The following is a 16303-nucleotide window of genomic DNA, read 5'->3' on the forward strand; positions in this document are numbered from 1 at the left end:
TTTGGCGCCGCCGCCGCGGCGGGGCCGTACCCTTGACAGATGGGTCTTCACCTCTATGACACGCGCACCCGGCGCGTGCGGCCGTTTGTGCCGCAGCGCCCCGGTCATGTGGGCGTGTACGTGTGTGGGCCCACCGTCCAGTCTCCGCCGCATGTGGGCCACATCCGTACCGCCCTCGCGTTCGACCTGCTGCGGCGCTGGCTGACGCAGAGCGGCCTGTCGGTGACGTTCGTCCAGAACGTCACCGACATCGACGACAAGATCATCGTCAACGCCGAGCGGGCGGGGACGAGCGTGTGGGAGCTCGCCACCCGGCAGACCCGGGCGTTCGAGGATGCCTACCGGGCCGTCGGGATCCTGCCCCCGACGATCTCCCCGCGAGCCACCGGGCACATCCCCGAGATGCTCGAGATGATCGCCGTCCTGGTCGAGCGTGGGTTCGCCTATCCCGGCGCGGGCTCGGTGTGGTTTCGCGTCGGCGCGTTCGCTGATTACGGCGCGCTCTCCCACCAGCGGCCCGCCGCGATGCACCCGTCCCCGGAGTCCGAGCCGGGCAAGGCCGACCCCAGGGACTTCGCCCTGTGGAAGGCCGTGAAGCCCGGTGAGCCGTCCTGGTCCTCTCCCTGGGGCCCCGGCCGGCCGGGCTGGCACCTCGAGTGCTCCGCGATGGCGGGCAAGTACCTCGGCGATCTGTTCGACATCCACGGCGGCGGGCTCGACCTGGTGTTCCCGCATCACGAGAACGAGCGGGCGCAGTCCGTGTGTGCGGCGGAGCTCGCGGTCGCGGAAGCCGCGACCGCGAGCGCGAGCGCGGCGTCCCGAGGTGCCGTTTCCGGCGGCGCCGTGCCGGCTGGCGCCCGCGCGGCGGGTGCGGGCGTGGCTGGTAGGGGTGCCGGTGCGGGAGTGGCCGGTGCCGGCGTGGCGGGCGAGATGGCGCGCTACTGGATGCACGTGGGCCTGCTCACCACCGGCGGCACCAAGATGTCGAAGTCGCTGGGGAACTCGTTCTTCGTGACCGACGCGCTGGCCGCGGTACGCCCCCAGGTGCTGCGCTACCACCTGCTCTCCGCGCACTACCGCTCCTCGCTGGAGTACAGCGAGCAGACCCTGGACGAGTCCGCGGCGGCGCACGACCGGATCGAGACGTTCGTCCGCAACGCCCTGGACATCCTGGGCGGGCCGGCGGAGGCCGCGGCGCTTGCCGCCGAGGCCGATCGCGTGGCGGGCACCGAGGCTGCGGACGCGGACGGGGCCTGGGTCGAGTTCGCCGCGGCGCTGGACGACGACCTCGGTGTCGGCCGCGCGCTGGCCGCCCTGTTCGGCGTGGTCGGCCGGGGCAACCAGGTGCTGTCGAAGACCCACAGCCGCGAGCTGGCCGGCTGGGTGGACGTCGCCCGCCGGATGCTGACCGTCCTCGGGCTCGACCCGGTCGAGCAGTGGCCGACGGCGGGCGCCGAGCTGCGCCCCGCACTCGACGGCGTCATGGACGTCCTGCTGGACCTGCGCTCGGCGGCCAGGGCCCGGCGGGACTACAGCGAGGCCGACTCCATCCGCTCCCGGCTCGCGGCGGCCGGTGTGGTCATCGAGGACACGCCCGAAGGGCAGCGCTGGCACCTCACGTAGGCGACGGGCCGCCGGCCCGCCTGGGCGAGATCCGGGCCGGCCGGCCATCCGCGTGGCCCGTCGTCGAGGCGAGTCGCCTGAGCCAGTCCATGTGCTGCTGGCGGGGCCGCCCGGTGTCCAAGCCGGGCGGCCCCGCCAGGTGGGGCTTACTGCGCGCGGACGGTGATCCTCGTCCAGGCACCCACGTAGACGCGGTCGCCGTCGCGCAGGGGGATCGGACGGCCGGGCTCGATCGGGTCCGGCTCGTCGTTGAGGCGGGTTCCGTTCGTCGAGCCGGGGTCACGCACGGCGTACGTGCCGTCGGGCATCCGCTCCAGGGTCGCGTGCGCCCGGGAGATGCCCGGGTCCTCCGGTGCTCCCGAGAGGTCGATCTCGGGGTGGATGCCGCGCGACTCGCTGCGCCGGCCGATCAGCATCTGCGACTCGGTCAGGACGAAGACGCGGCGCGGGTAGAACGCGGGGAACGGCACGCGGTGGTCGTCACCGCTGTCGTAGTACTCGCGTTCCGCCTCGATGACGGCCTCCCACGTGCCACCGGGACCGGCCTCGTCCCACTCGCGGCCACGGGAGCCGGTTCGCGGGTCGCCGCCCATCCGGGGATCGGCCGCGCGCGGGTCGCCGAGCCGGGGATCGTCGAGCCTCGGGTCGGCGCGGCGCGGGTCGGCCATCCGCGGGTCGGTGGAGTGGCGGGCCTCGGCGCCGCGCCGTGACCCGGTCTGCCGGGAGGTCACGCCCGCGTCGTCGACGGGCACCGCGCCCGCCGGAGAGGGCAGCTGGCCGGTGCTGAAGTCGAGCCCGCAGGTCTCGCAGAACCGCGCGGACGGCTCGTTCAGCGAGCGGCAGTTCGGGCAGGGGGCGGGGGCGTAGCGGTCGCGGGTGCCGGCCGGGGCCGGTACCGGGGTCGCGCCGGCGGCCGACACGCCGAGCGGGTCCGCACCGTAGCCGCCGCCGTTCGGGCCGTAGCCGTCGTCACGGTAGCCGCGCCGGTCGTCGGCCTCGGGCGCCGGCCGGCCCGGCTCGCCGGGGCCGTAGCCGCCCCGCCCGTCGGGCGCGCCGTACCCGCCGCGGTCGTCGCGGGCGCGAGGGTAGCCGGCGGGATCCGGCTCGCCACGCCCGCCGCCGAAGCCGCCGGCACCGCCGCGGTCGTCCCGCCCGTACCCGGGCGGGGTGCGGTCGTCGCGGCCGCCGAAGCCGGGGCCGCGATCGTCGCGCTCACGGCCGTAGGGGTCGAGCCCATCCCGCGGCCGTTCGCCGCGGCCGTCGGGCCGGGCCCGCTCGTCGGGCCGGGCCCGCTCGTCGGGCCGGGCCCGCTCGTCGGCGGGGCGCCCGTACCCGTCACGGTTGTACGGGTCCGCCGCCGGGTACGACCGTCCGGAGCGCGGCTCCTCGGCGTATCCCTCGCGGCCGTAGCCCCCGTAGGGGTCGCCGCCGCGGCCGGCGCCACGCGGCGGATCCGCCACGCCTGGCGCGTCGGCCGGGGCGCGCCGGATGCCGAGCGGGTCATAGCCTCCCGGTGCTCCGGCGGGGCCCGAAGGCCCCGGGGGCACCGAGGGGTCCCGTTCCGGCGTCCGACGCCCGTACGGGTCCGCCGGACGCCCCGTCGGCGCGCCCGCGCTGTACGCGCCGCCGCGCGCGGCGTCGTCCTGACGGTAGCCGTATCGCTCCTGACCACCCACGATCCGCAGCCCGCACTGATCGCAGTAGTCGGGATCGTGCGACAGGTGCCCCTCCGGGCAGCGTGCGCTCACCTGATCACCTGTTCACCCGGACAGTCCTGGTTGACCTCGAGTCGAGGACCATCTCGTCCATCTTCTCGACGTTTTTCTTCAGACGAACCGTACCCGTTGTGGGATCGTCGATGTGAACCACCTTCTGTAGGAGGCGGTAGGTTGCTTCGTTGCCCGACGCGAGCGCGATCTGTACTCCCCGTCCAAGCCTCAGTGTGGCAGTGACGTCGTCTCCCTGTTGACGGGCCTCCAGCCCGTCCGCCAGGACCCTGGCCAGCTCGGCCTGACCGGTGTAATGCGCAACCTCCGTGTTGACCCGGGTGGCCAGTGCCGTGTCATCCGTCCACAGTGCGCGTACCAGCGCGGATGACGTCGGCTGGTGGTCGACGACGAGGCTTACGCGGGCCGCCAGGACCTCGGTGCCGACCTCGCGGGCCGGTAGGCGGACACACAGGTGGTAATCCCGGGACTCGATCCCCCAGGCCCCGGTCTGGTAGTCCGTGCAGTGGTCGTCGACGGCCCGGCCGGAGCCGGTGAGGTCCCGCAGGTCCGGGGTGACCTCGCGCAGGAAGTCCAGCGAGGCACCGGTGGGCGTCCACAGCCGCAGCGAGACCCGGTCGGTGGCCCGGTCGAGGGCGGTGGCCACGATCCGCTCGAACTCGGCCGCGAGGCCGGCGGGCTCGGGGACGGCGTCCACCGTCCCCAGCAGGCCGGTGGCGATCGCCCGCAGCTCCTCCACCCGCCAGTCGGTGCCCACCCCTCGACAGTCGCACTGGAACCGGCCCTGGCAGGCGTCGACGGCGCCGAGCAGCTCGGATTCCATCTCGCCGTTCTGCCCGTCGGTGAGCAGCAGCGCGTGGCCGATGGCGTCGGGCCGGGTCGCCAGCAGGTCGTTCGCCAGCCGCAGCCAGCGGCCCATGGCGGTGCCGCCGTGCGGCTCGAGCGCGTCCACCGCGTGGCAGGCCGCCGCCCGCGTCGCCGCGGACGCCGGAACCAGCTCGGGTGAGCGCGGGTACGCCATCGCGGCGGAGCCGGTGCCGCGCACCACCGCGAACCACGCCCCGTCGGGCAGGCTGTCGAGCGCCGCCCGGACGGCGCGGCGGGCCTGGGTGACCTTCGCGGGCGGGTTCGCCATCGAGCCGGAGCAGTCGAGCAGGATGACCATGGCCTGCTCCGGGCGCCCGGTCGGCCGGCCCGCGATCGGGGGGGCGGCCGGGGCGCCCGTCGAGGTCACCGTGATCACCGCGTGTACCTGGGTCCCGCCGACCGGCAGGAACTCGTTCTGGTACACCTTCGCCGTGAACGCGCTCATCCGCCCGCCGCGGCCCGGGCGCGGCAGCGCCGCCGGGAGCCGGAGCCGGATCTGGAGCGGCCCCGCCCGCGGACACGGCGGGCGGCCCGCGGGCGCGGCGGCATCGTCAGCTCGTCACCCTCGCCGCGACCACGGTGATGTTGTCGTGCCCGCCCTGGTCGATGGCGAAGTCGATGAGGTGGCGGGAGACGTCCAGCGCGGACGCGCTCGGCTCGAGCTGGTTCACCAGCGCGGCGAGGACGTCCGGGCGCGAGGAGTAGTTCCACAGGCCGTCACTGCAGACGAGGACGGTGGCCGGGGTCTCGATCGGGAAGGCGGCGGTGTGCGGGGTGACGTCCTCGGCGTCGCCGCCGAGCCAGCGCGTCAGTGTGTGCGCGCGCCGGTGGGTCTCCGCCTCCGACGCCGGGATGAGCCCGGCCCGGGCCGCCTCGGCCGCCCAGGTGTCGTCCGCGGTGAGCCGCTCGCACCAGCGCGGGCCGAGCAGGTAGACGCGGCTGTCGCCGACCCAGCCGACGGTCACCATGCCGGGGCCGTCCACCGACGGCGGCGTGATGATCGCCGCCGCGAAGGTGCAGGACGGCGCCATCCGGCCCTCCGCCGCGCTGAGCTGGGCGATCGTGGCCTGGGCGGCCTCCACGGCCCGCTGCAGGGCGATGTCGGCCTCGTCCGGGCCGAAACCACCGGAGATCCGCCGCGGAGCGGTGCGCGGCTCGTCGTACTCGGAGTACTCCTCCAGAACGTCGAGGACGTCGTTCGCCCGGCTCGCCGGCCGCTCGTCGTACGGGACGGCCTCGCCGGGCCCGTGGGCGCGTACCGCGTCGGCGAGGATGGCCGTCGCGGTCGCCGCCGCGGCGGCGGACGCCTCCCCGGAGCCCGGGGTCGTCGAGACCCCGTCGCAGACCACTGCGATCAGCGTGCCGTGGACGATCGCCACGCCCATCGAGTCCTCGTTGGTGGTGTGCCGCACGCCGCGGTCACACACGCCGGCGAGCGGGCCGAGGTCGATCTCGCGGTGGTCCTCGTCGCCGCCGGCCACCGGGACGCCGGTCAGGGCGAAACCGCAGGCCTCGCAGTACCGGGCGTCCTGGTAGTTGGGCGCCGCGCACACCGGGCAGCGCATCACCTCGTCGTGCGCGTCGTCGTCCGCCTCGCCCGGGGCGGCGCGCTGGCCCAGGAGCATCGTGGCCGGATCGGTGTCCTCCGCGTATCCGTCCTCGTTGAATCCGCTGCCCGAATAGGTGCCGTCCGGGTACGTCTCACCCTGGTAGCCGGGTTCGGAGTACGCGGATTCGGGGTACTCATGGTGATAGTCGCCGTCCCGGTAGCCACCCGTGCCCGCCGGGTAGCCGGCGCCGGGATAGGCGCCGTCCGGGTAGGCGTTCTCCGCATAGCCGTTGTCGGCGTAGCCGTTCTCCGGGTAGGCGGACCCGGAGAACTGGTCCGGCGTGTAGCTCTCGGTAGGCTGATCATCGGCTCGGAAGTCCTCCGCCCGGTAGCTCTCGGTCGGAAGATCGTCACCTGGGTATCCGCCGGGGTGGGTGGAGCTCTCGGCGTAGCCGGCATTCGGGTGCGGCGAGTCCGGGCGTTCGGGGGGATAGCCGTGCCCGGGGTAGCCCTGCCCGTGCCGGGGGTTGAGGTCCACAGTCAGGCCACCGGCCGCTGGACCGGCCCGCCGGGGACAGCGAGTCTGGGCGGTGTGCGCGGAGCCATGTGGTGAGTGCCTCCTGCCCGTCCTGTGGGGACCGGATATATCACGTCGACCTGCTCAAATCCAAGTACGCCGAAATGAATAGTGGCATGATCCGCCAGATGCGTCGACGCCCGTGATCTCGGTGCCCCCTTCGGTGCCAGCGCTCGCCCGTGCTCCCGGGATCGGCCGGAGCTCTGTCTCCAGTACGCCCTTGCCACGGGCGCTCTCCGTAACCTCTGCCACCTCTCCCACCTTTTCCCCAGTGGGCGCTCTGTTTCTCGCCTCCGCGGCGGCTTCCACGGCCGGCGCGGCGGCGCCGTCCACCGCGATTCCGGCGAGCTCGCGGGCCATGTCGGCGGCTCTGGCGAACCGGTCCGCCGGATCGGCGGCGGTGGCACGAAGGAGGAACCGGCGCAGCGGTTCGTGCCGAGCCAGCACCTGATCGACCTCCTGGGCGGGAAGGGTGTATCGGTAGGTTGACGCTCTGTTCGGGAAGTCGAGTACCGCGGTTGCCAACAGCCTGCCGAGAGCGTAGAGGTCGGAACCCACCGACGGGGGGCTCACCGTCAGCTCGGGGGCGTCGAAACCGGCCGTCACATGGAAGGTGCCGCCGCGCCGCCCGGGTTCACGGATCGCCTGAAGATCGATAAGCGTCACCCGGTCGCCGTCCCACACCACGTTTCCCGGTGCCAGGTCGCAGAAGACGTACCCGCGGTCGTGGACGTACTCCAGCGCGGACAGCAGCCGACGCACCCCGGCGACCGCCTCCGGAACGGGTAGCGGCGCCGGCGCCCCGCCGCGCGCCGCCCGCCGGGACCGGAGCAGATCCGCCAGGGACGGGCCGCTCACCAGCTCCATCACCGCGTAGACGACGCCGTCGTGGCGGACCTCGCCCAGCGTCTCGACGATCGCCGGATGCCGCAGCGGCGGGTCGGGCGGCAGCCGGCGGCCCGGGCGCAGGCCCAGCCGCGCGGGCGGGCGCATCCCACCGCGGCGCACGCTCTTGAGCACCACCAGCCGCCCCGGGACGCCACCGCCGGAGCCTGGGCCACCTGGGCCTGCCGGGTCGCCCGTGCCGGTGGTCTCGGCGGCGCCCGCCACGCCGCGCAGGTCGACCGCTGAGAAGACCCAACCGGCGGGCCCGGGGCCGCCTTCGGCCAGGCACTCGACGATCTCGTAGCCGCCGGCGACGTCCCCGGCGCGCAGCGGGGGCGCGAAGGAGTAGGGGGTCCGGCAGCGCGGGCAGAAGCCGCGGTCCCGGGCGGGCAGCCCGAGCCGCCCGCGGCCGATCGGCCCGGCGCAGACGGGGCAGCGTGCGGCCGGCTCACGCGGTGTGCCCCGGTCGCGCCCGCGAACCGAATGCCCGCGGGTCACGTCACCGCCTCGGGACGGGTGGAGCTCCCGATCCCGGCCGGCTTCCCGCCCCCGGCGCTCCCCGCGGGCCGCCTGGCCCGGGTGCGCCGTGCCGGCCACGTGGGCTGGGTGGGATGCCTGGGCCGTGCGGAGGGCGCGGACTGAACGGGGGACGGGGACTGACCAGGAGGCGCGGGCGGAGCGGAGGGCGTGGCCTGGATGGGCCGCGTGGTCGAGGCGGCCGGTGCCGGTGCCGGTCGCGGGTGCGGAGCGGTCTGCGGGGGCGGGATCGGGTGGGTGCGCGTACCGGATCGGTCCCGCTGCACGGGTCGCCGTGGCGGTGCCGGTCGCGCGGGCGAGCCGTCCCGGGCGGCGAGGGCGGCGCCGAAGTCGTTGACGAGGCCGGCGGCGCGCTCGACATCGGTCGGCGCCGAGTACAGCTCGCGGCGGGCGGCGCGGGCGAGCGGGAGCAGTCTCGGATCCGCGGTGAGGCCCAGCCGGGCCGCCTTGGCCTCCCAGGCGCCGAGCAGGCCGCGCAGCTCCTCCCGCCGGCGCAGCGCGGCGCCGTTCGCGCCGGCGATCCGCTGGGCGGCGAGGTGGGTCGCCTCGGCCACCTCCAGCCAGCGGGCCAGCCCCCGGCTCGACTCCTTCCAACGGCCCGCGGCCGCCTGCGCGCGCAGCCGGATGAGCCAGGGCGCCAGGCCATGCTGCTGGTCGTCCCGCCAGTTGTCCGCCAGGCGGTACAGCGGCCCCAGCCCGCGGATGCGGCCGGTAGCGAGCCCGGCGTCGCGGCGGGCGGTGTCGTCCAGTCGGGTGATCTCGGCGAGCAGCGCGCCCGCCGCGGCCAGGTCGGCGTCGAGACCGTCATGGCGTCGGGCGAGATCACCAGTCGAGCGCGTGGCCGCGGCGACCGCGGCCTCGGTACGGGCGCGCAGCCCCGGAGGGATCCCGAGGGGATCGGAGCGCGCCGCGGCGGAGAGCTCCGCCAGCAGTCGACGGGCCGCGACCAGCCCGGCGTCACCGGGCGCGAGACCGAGCCGGGCCGCGAGCACGCTCGTCTCGGCGACGGCCCGGCTGCCGGCGGCGATCTCGGCCAGCAGCGCGTTGCGTACGCCGAGGATCAGCCGCATCCGCCCCCGCACCGCGGCGACGGCCGCGTCCACCCGGCGTGCCAGCTCGGCCGGGCGCACCTGCCCGGAACGCGCCTGCTCCGGACGCGCCTGTTCCGGGTGGACCTGTCCCGCACGCTCCGGCCGGTGGCGCGCCGGCACCGGGCCGATCTCCGCGATCGGGCGGATCTGCGCCACCGGACGGATTTGTGCCACCCGGCGGATCTGTGCCACCGGGCCGATCTCCGGCGCCGGAAGGATCTTCGTCTGCGGGAGGATGTCCGGCACCGAGGGGCCGTACAGCAGCGCGGTGAGCTCCGTCAGGGTCCTCGCGTCCACCCGGGAGCGCCGGCCGCGCAGGCTCCGCGCGGCTTCGGTGACGTCGCGCAGGGCCGCGTAGGCCCGCCAGACGTCCGCCAGGACGGCGATCACGGCGAGTGCCTCGGCCCGGGTGACGCCACTCAGCGGCGCCGGGTCGAGCAGCGCACGTTCGGGGCTGTTCTCCAGGTCGAGTAGGACGCCCGCCTGGGCCGCGACGGTCTCCTCGAGCGCCCGCAGGGCGGCGTCGAGATCGTCTGTGCCGGGAGAGGGCACCGGCTCACCGCCCGCGACCGGGCCGGGAGACGCTGTTCATCCGCCCGCTGTACATGCGCCTCCTGTCCATGCGCGCGGCCACCTCCGTCGGGCGGTGTGGCCCGCCCGACGGCACCGCCGGAGCGGCCGGCCCCGAGTGTGGACGGGGCCCCGCGGCCGGGGGACGTCCCTGCTACCGAGGATAGGTAGCCTGCAGCCGGCTCGCGGACCGTCTCGCTGAACTGGTGCGGTCTGTGGTCGTCGCTGTGGCCCGTTCGGTCGCCTGCTCCGTGGCCGGACTTCTCGTCTGCTCGTCGGCCGGTGCCCTGCCGTCTTCGCCTGCCGTCTTCGCCTGGCGGCGGCGCCCGCCGTGTGATGTGCCCATTACGGATACCGTTGATGGACGACCGGCGTCGCGGCGTGGCCGCCGACGGCCAGCTGACCCGGTCGGACGATCGTGGGCTCGCCGGGCGGGTTCACGACCCGACGGGCTAGTGACGAGGTGGACTGTTATGGCCGGTGGCCAGGGTCGAGGCGGCCGAGGAATCGCCCGCGGCGGTCAGGGAGGCCGGGCCGCGAAGGCCGGCTCCCACCGCAAGGGCGCGGCGGTCGGCAGCGGCGGCCAGCGCCGCAAGGCGCTGCAGGGCAAGGGCGCGACGCCGCCGGCCGAGATGCGTCCAGGCCATCCGGCGCAGCGGCGCGCGGCCGTGAGCGCCGCCGGCACGCGGGCGGCCGCGAAGCGCCCGGGCGGCCAGGCGGCCGACGAGCGCGACCGCCCCCGGGCCGAGCGGGGCACCGGCGGATCGGCCGGCGCCGCCGGTGCCGGGCGCTCAGGTGGTCACAGCGGTCACGGCGGTAACGGGGCGCATGGCGGTCACGGCGGGGCTGGGGCGCCCGGGGCGTACGGCTCGCGGCGGGTCGAGACCGACGAGCTCGTGGTCGGGCGCAACGCGGTCGTCGAGGCCCTGCGGGCCGGCGTGCCCGCCACCACCCTGTACATCGCCGGCGGCCTGGACTTCGACGAGCGGATCGCCGACGCCCGGCGCCTCGCCGGCCGGGCCGGGCTGGCCGTGGTCGACATCGGCCGGTTCGAGCTCGACCGCCTGTGCGGCACCGCGCCCCACCAGGGCCTCGCGCTGTCCGTCCCGCCGTTCGAGTACGCCCACCCCGACGACGTGCTCGCCGCCGCGCGGGCCGCGGCGCCCGGGCTGGTCGTCGCCCTCGACGGGGTCACCGATCCGCGCAATCTCGGCGCGGTCGTCCGCTCGGCGGCGGCGTTCGGCGCGAGCGGCGTCGTCGTGCCGGAGCGGCGCGCCGCCGGGGTGACGGCCGCCGCGTGGAAGACGTCCGCGGGTGCCGCCGCGCGGCTGCCGGTCGCGCGCGCGGTGAACCTCACCCGAACCCTGCGCTCGTTCGCCGAGTCGGGCCTGTTCGTCGTGGGCCTCGCGGCGGACGGCGAGGTCTCCCTGGACGAGCTGCAGGTGGCCACCGACCCGCTGGTGCTGGTGATCGGCTCGGAGGGCAAGGGCCTGTCCCGGCTTGTCGGCGAGTGCTGCGACCTGCGGGTGCGCATCCCGATGGCGGGCCAGGTCGAGTCCCTGAACGCCGGGGTCGCGACCGGCATCGCCCTCTCCGAGATCGCCCGCCGCCGCCGGGTGGCCGCCGCCGTCTGACCCGCGGATTCACACCTCCCTCAGATCTCGGCCGGCTATCGTCCGCCCAGTCGGCGGCCGGCGGCCGTGCCGGCCGGTTGGGGTCCGGGAGGTGACATGCGCGTCAGATCGTTCGCGGTTGTCGGGTTCGGCCTCGTTGCCGTGCTGCTGGCCGGCGGCTGCCAGCGCGGCGGGCCGGTGATCCCGGGCAGCCCGGCGGCCCCGTCGGCGGCGGGGGCCGCGGCGGCCGGCACCGTCGTGCGCTCCCTGACCGTGGACGGGCGTGAGCGCTCCTACCGTGCGCACGTCCCGGCGGCGGGGGGCGTCGACCTGCCGGTGATGATCGTCCTGCACGGGGGCGGAGGCAACGGGGAGCTCACCGAGCGGCAGACCGGGTTCAGCGAGCTCGCCGACGAGGCCGGCTTCCTCGCCGTCTACCCCGACGGAACGGCCCGCGCGGGTGGTCGCCTGCTCACCTGGAACGCCGGCAACTGCTGTGGATTCGCCCGTGACAACGACATCGACGACGTGGCCTTCATCGGCGCGCTGCTCGACGACCTCGCCGAGCGGTATCCCGTCGACCTGGATCGGGTCGGTGTCACCGGGCTCTCCAACGGAGCCATGATGAGCTACCGGATCGGCTGCGAGCTCTCGGCGCGGGTCGCGATCATCGCCCCGGTGGCCGGGGCCATGAACGTGGACGGCTGCCAGCCCACGCGGCCCGTGGCTGTACTGGCCATCCACGGCACCGCCGATGACAACGTCCCCTACGCGGGCGGGCGGTCCACGGGGCGCGGGGTCGGCACCGAGAACGACCGGGTGGACCAGTCCGTCGCCTACGCCATCCAGTTCTGGGCCGAGCACAACGCGTGCGGAGCAACGCCCGAGGCCGAGGGGGTCGACGGGCCCGGCGGCCCCGTCCCGGGCGGAACCGTCGGGCCCGGAGGGCCCTGGGTGCCGGAGCCGTCGGCCGTCCCGGACGGCACCGTGATCCGCACGACCTACTCAGGATGCGCCCAGGGCGCCGACGTCGTCCTCTACAGCGTCGGCGGGGGCGGGCACGCCTGGCCGGGTGGAACGAAGATCCGCCCACGCGCCGACGACGCTCCGGACGCCCCCGACGCGACCCGGGTCATCTGGGAGTTCCTCACCTCCCACAGCCCTCCCGCTCAGCCCTCGTAGTCCTGCGTCGGAAGTAGCTCGGCGTCACGGCCCGGCGCCGGTTGGCACCGGCGTTCCGGTTCCGCGGGACACCATGATCGACCGTGCTCTGCGGTGGCGACGTCATCGAGCGGGCGGTGTGCGCAGGAGCGGCGGTCACTGGGCCGCGGCGGGACCGGCGTCCGCCGGGAGTTCCAGGCGGTGCTCGTGCGCGTAGGCCGCCCACAGGCGGGCGTAGTGGCCGCCGGCCGCCATCAGCGCGCCGTGCGTGCCGTCCTCGACGAGACGGCCGCCGTCCAGCACCAGCACGCGGTCGGCGCGCGCGGCGGTGGTCAGCCGGTGCGCGACCACCACCGTGGTGCGCGAGCGCCCGACCTCGGCCGCGGCGCGGGCGACCGCGGCCTCGGAGGCGAGGTCGAGGGCCGCTGTGGCCTCGTCGAGCAGGAGAATGTCCGGCCCGACGAGGTGGGCGCGGGCGAGGGCGAGGAGCTGGCGCTGGCCGGCGGAGAGGTTGCGGCCCTGGTCGCGCACCCGGTAGCCGTAGCCGCCGGGCAGCCCGGCGATCATCTCCTCGGCCCCCGCGGTGCGCGCGGCCGCTCTGACCTGCTCGTCCGGTGCGTCGGGACGTCCATAGGCGATCGCGTCGCGGACCGTGCCCGCGAACAGGTGGGCCTCCTGGGGCACCGGGCCCAGCCGCCGCCGGTAGTCGGCCAACGCGTACCCGCGGACGTCGACGCCGTCGACGCGCAGCGTGCCCTCGGTGAGGTCGTAGTAGCGAGCGATGATCTTGGTGAGGGTCGACTTGCCCGAGCCCGTCCGGCCCACCAGCGCCACCGTCTGGCCGGCGGGGATGGTGACGTTCACCTCCCGCAGCGCGGCCGTGGCGGAGCCCGGGTAGGTGAAGCCGGCGCCGGTGAGGCTGATCTCGCCGCGCAGCCGCTCGACCGGCCGCGCGTGCGGGGTGTCCGCCGGCACGGGTTGGACGGCCATCAGCTCCCGGGCGTGCCCCAGCGCCACCATGACCGCCTGGTACTCGTCGAACACCTCGGCGAGATCCTGGATCGGCGCGAAGAACAGCTCGATGTAGAGCAGGTAGGCGGCGAGCGCGCCGATGGTCAGCGTCCCGGCGTGTACCCGCCCGGAGCCGACGAGCAGCACCGCCACGCTCGCCGCCGTCGACAGCAACTGGATGTAGGGGAAGTAGTAGGCGAGGTACCGGACGGCGCGTAACCGCTGGTCGCGGTAGGTGGCGCTGCGGTCGCGGTAACGGTCGAGGGTGTCGGGCTCGCGGCGGAACGCCTGGACGACCCGCATCGCGGTGACGTTCTCCTGTAGCTCGGCGGTGAGCTCGGCCAGGCTCTCGCGGGCGTCGGCGTGCGCCCGCGCSGCCCGTCCGCGGAAGAACACCGTGCCGATGACGAGTGGCGGGACCAGCGCGAACACGGCCAGTGCGAGGCCGGGGTCGATGACGACCAGGGCGATCGCGATGCCCAGCGCCGTCAGAACGGAGACGGCGGATGACGCGGCGTCGCTCCGCATGAAGTCGGCGATCTGGTCGACGTCCGAGGTGAGGCGGGTCATCACCCGTCCACTGGCCTCGCGTTCGTAGAAGTCGAGGCCGAGGCGTTGCAGGTGCGCGAACAGCTTCACCCGCAGCAGGTAGCCGACCCGTGCGCCGAGACGGCCGACCACCCGGATCTGGGCGGTGTGCGCGCTCCACGAGACGGCGATGACGGCGACGCCGACCCCGGCGGTGCCGAGTACCACCGGCAGCGAGCGGGCCGTCACGCCCTCGTCGATGCCGTGCCGGATCAGGATGGGCAGCGCCAGCGTGGTGAGGCTGTCGATGACGAGCAGCAGCCAGGCGATGGTGAGCGAGGCCCACAGCAGCCGGCCGATGGCGGCGAGCCCGAAGCGGGGGTCGCGGGCGCGGACGACCTCCTGGTCCAGGTCCGGGGTGTCCAGGGCGGGCGGCAGCGCCAGCACCCGGCGCCGCAGCGCCGCCGGCAGTCCTTCCAGTTCGGGAACGGCGGCGGCCTGGATGTCCGGCACCGGGGTCTCGGTGGGTGTGGTCGCTTCCGTGGGCTCGCGGGGCCGCGGGGCCGCGAAGTCACCCGGATCGCCCTGGTCACCCGGATCGCCCTGGTCACCCGGATCGCCCTGGTCACCCGGATCGCCCTGGTCACCCGGATCGTCCTGGTCGGCCGGGTCGTCCGGGGTGATCAGGTCGCGGTAGGCGGCGCAGCGCGCGATCAGCTCGTCGTGGGTGCCGATGTCGAGGATCCGGCCCTGCTCGACGACCCCGATCCGGTCGGCCAGGCGCAGCGTCGCCCGGCGGTGGGCGATCAGCAGTGTCGTCCGGGTCGAGGTGACCGTCCGCAGCTCCCGGTGGATCTCCGCCTCGACCTCCGCGTCGATCGCGGACGTCGCGTCGTCCAGCACGAGGACGGGAGTGTCGGCGACGATCGCCCGGGCGATCGCGACGCGCTGGCGCTGGCCCCCGGAGAGCGTCAGGCCGCGTTCGCCGACCCTGGTCCGGTAGCCCTCGGGCAGGTCGGTGGCGAACTCGTCGACCCGCGACGCGCGCGCCGCCGCGAGCACCGTCGCGGTCGGGGCGTCCCGGCACCCGTAGGCGATATTCTCCCACAGGCTGGTCGAGAACAGCAGGCCGTCGTCGCCGACGACGCCGATCAGCCCGCGCAGGCTCGTCAGCGTCAGATCGCGCACGTCGTGCCCGTACACCCGCACAACGCCCGCGGACGGGTCGTAGAAGCGGCTGAGCAGCGCCGCGACGGTGGACTTGCCGGAACCGGAGCGGCCGACGAGCGCGACCGTCTCGCCGGGCGCCACCGCCAGCCGGAAGCCGTCCAGGACCGGCCGGCCGTCCTGGTAACCGAACGAGACGTCGTCGAACTCGACGGCCGCGGCACCCGGCACCGGCCGCGCCTGGGCAGGCCGCACCTTCGCCGGCCCGTCCGCGGGGTCTTCGGTGACGTCGCTGTTCTCGGCGACGTCGAGGTCGGCCGCGTCCGGGCGCTGGACGACGGTGGGGCCGGTGTCGATGACCTCGAAGATCCGCTCGGCGCTGGCCCGCGCCTGCTGGGCCAGGGTCACCAGCGCGACCAGGTTGCGGATCGGCTGGTTGATCCTGGTCAGGTAGGTGGCGAACGCGATGAAGGTGCCGAGCGAGAGCTGGCCGTGCACGGCGAGCGCGCCGCCGAAGGCGAGCATCGCGATCTGCCCCAGCGACGGCACGGCCCGGATCGACGGCGCGAAGCGGCTGTCGATGCGCACCACGCGCAGCTGGTGGGCGAACAGCCTGGCGGCCACCGCCTCCAGCCGGTTCAGCTCGCGTTCCTCCTGCCCGAAGCCCTTGACGACCCGCACGCCGAACACCGTCGCCGCCACCACCCCGGCGACCGCCGCCTCCTGCTGCTGCGCGTACCAGGAGGCGGGGAACAGCGTCACGCGACTGGTCAGGGAGAGCGCGCCGAGCACCGGCAGGGTCACCAGCGCGACGGCGGTGAGCCGCGGGGAGAGGACCACCATCGCCCCGAGCGAGACGGCCAGCGCCACAAGGCCGCCGAGCGCCGTGGGGGTGCGGGTGAGCAGGTTCTGGACCCGGGTCAGATCCGAGGTGTTGCGGCCGATCACCTGGCCGATCTCCAGGGAGTCCTGGCCGGCGCCGTCCAGGCGGGTGAGCGAGGTGAACATCGCCGTCCGCAGGTCGTGCGTGACCTCCTGCGTCATGCGGGCTCCGCAGCGCCGGCGCACCATGAGGAGGAGGTAGGCGGCGATCCCGGCCAGCAGCATCAGCCCGGCCCAGGGCAGCATCGGCCGGGACCGCGCGATGATCACATCATCGATGATCACCCTGGGTAGCAGCGGGGTGAGCGCGTTGATGGTCATCCCGGTCACCGCACAGACCCAGGTGGTGATCAGCGCCGCGCGGTGCCGCCAGCACTGACGCGTCAGCCGGCGGAGCCAGCCGGCCTTCCCGCCCGCGACCGCGCCGCGGGACACCGGGCCGCGGGACACCGGGCCGCGGGAAACGGTACGGGGTGACGGAAGTCCGGCGATGGCGCGAAAGCCTACCGCCGCGG

The 16303-nt window shown here is 75.0% G+C and carries 9 protein-coding genes; 3 read left to right on the top strand and 6 right to left on the bottom strand.

Annotated elements, in window-relative coordinates:
- Positions 1-39 precede the first annotated feature (39 nt).
- Complete coding sequence (locus tag BBK14_RS25545; RefSeq protein WP_071065797.1) at positions 40-1623, top strand: cysteine--tRNA ligase; 1584 nt, start codon at positions 40-42, stop codon at positions 1621-1623.
- Positions 1624-1769: 146 nt separating this feature from the next.
- On the opposite strand, the gene BBK14_RS25550 is transcribed toward BBK14_RS25545, so the two are convergent.
- From BBK14_RS25550 to BBK14_RS25570, 5 genes are all read right to left on the bottom strand, one after another.
- Positions 1770-3371 (bottom strand): FHA domain-containing protein, encoded by a 1602-nt coding sequence (locus BBK14_RS25550; protein WP_071065798.1) that lies wholly within the window; start codon positions 3369-3371, stop codon positions 1770-1772.
- Positions 3372-3375: 4 nt separating this feature from the next.
- Positions 3376-4662, bottom strand: coding sequence for a vWA domain-containing protein (locus BBK14_RS25555; protein ID WP_071065799.1), 1287 nt, complete (start codon positions 4660-4662; stop codon positions 3376-3378).
- A 106-nt stretch (positions 4663-4768) separates the two neighbouring features.
- Positions 4769-6304: a PP2C family protein-serine/threonine phosphatase gene (locus BBK14_RS25560; protein ID WP_071065800.1), complete on the bottom strand. Its 1536-nt coding sequence runs from the start codon at positions 6302-6304 to the stop codon at positions 4769-4771.
- Between the two features lie 123 nt (positions 6305-6427).
- A complete protein-coding gene (locus tag BBK14_RS25565; protein ID WP_071065816.1) occupies positions 6428-7726 on the bottom strand; it encodes a protein kinase domain-containing protein in 1299 nt (432 codons plus the stop codon).
- The gene (locus BBK14_RS25570; protein ID WP_071065801.1) at positions 7723-9408 is read right to left on the bottom strand and encodes an ATP-binding protein; all 1686 of its coding nucleotides are present in this window, start codon (positions 9406-9408) and stop codon (positions 7723-7725) included. Before BBK14_RS25570 ends, BBK14_RS25565 begins: the two co-directional genes overlap by 4 nt.
- A gap of 491 nt (positions 9409-9899) precedes the next feature.
- Between BBK14_RS25570 and rlmB the strand changes: the two genes are divergently transcribed.
- Positions 9900-11060 (top strand): 23S rRNA (guanosine(2251)-2'-O)-methyltransferase RlmB, encoded by a 1161-nt coding sequence (gene rlmB / locus BBK14_RS25575; protein WP_071065802.1) that lies wholly within the window; start codon positions 9900-9902, stop codon positions 11058-11060.
- 96 nt (positions 11061-11156) lie between these two features.
- The gene (locus BBK14_RS25580) at positions 11157-12221 is read left to right on the top strand and encodes a CE1 family esterase (protein ID WP_071065803.1); all 1065 of its coding nucleotides are present in this window, start codon (positions 11157-11159) and stop codon (positions 12219-12221) included.
- Between the two features lie 135 nt (positions 12222-12356).
- On the opposite strand, the gene BBK14_RS25585 is transcribed toward BBK14_RS25580, so the two are convergent.
- Positions 12357-16223, bottom strand: coding sequence for an ABC transporter ATP-binding protein (locus BBK14_RS25585; protein ID WP_071065817.1), 3867 nt, complete (start codon positions 16221-16223; stop codon positions 12357-12359).
- Positions 16224-16303: the final 80 nt, after the last annotated feature.

Origin of the sequence: Parafrankia soli, from assembly GCF_001854695.1 — a bacterium.
Classification (GTDB): Bacteria; Actinomycetota; Actinomycetes; order Frankiales; family Frankiaceae; genus Parafrankia; species Parafrankia soli.

Bases quoted from the DNA above. Each gene is read 5' to 3' on its own strand.
- BBK14_RS25555 (WP_071065799.1), bottom strand. From the start codon at position 4,662: ATGAGCGCGTTCACGGCGAAGGTGTACCAGAACGAGTTCCTGCCGGTC.
- rlmB (WP_071065802.1), top strand. From the start codon at position 9,900: ATGGCCGGTGGCCAGGGTCGAGGCGGCCGAGGAATCGCCCGCGGCGGT.
- BBK14_RS25580 (WP_071065803.1), top strand. From the start codon at position 11,157: ATGCGCGTCAGATCGTTCGCGGTTGTCGGGTTCGGCCTCGTTGCCGTG.
- BBK14_RS25545 (WP_071065797.1), top strand. From the start codon at position 40: ATGGGTCTTCACCTCTATGACACGCGCACCCGGCGCGTGCGGCCGTTT.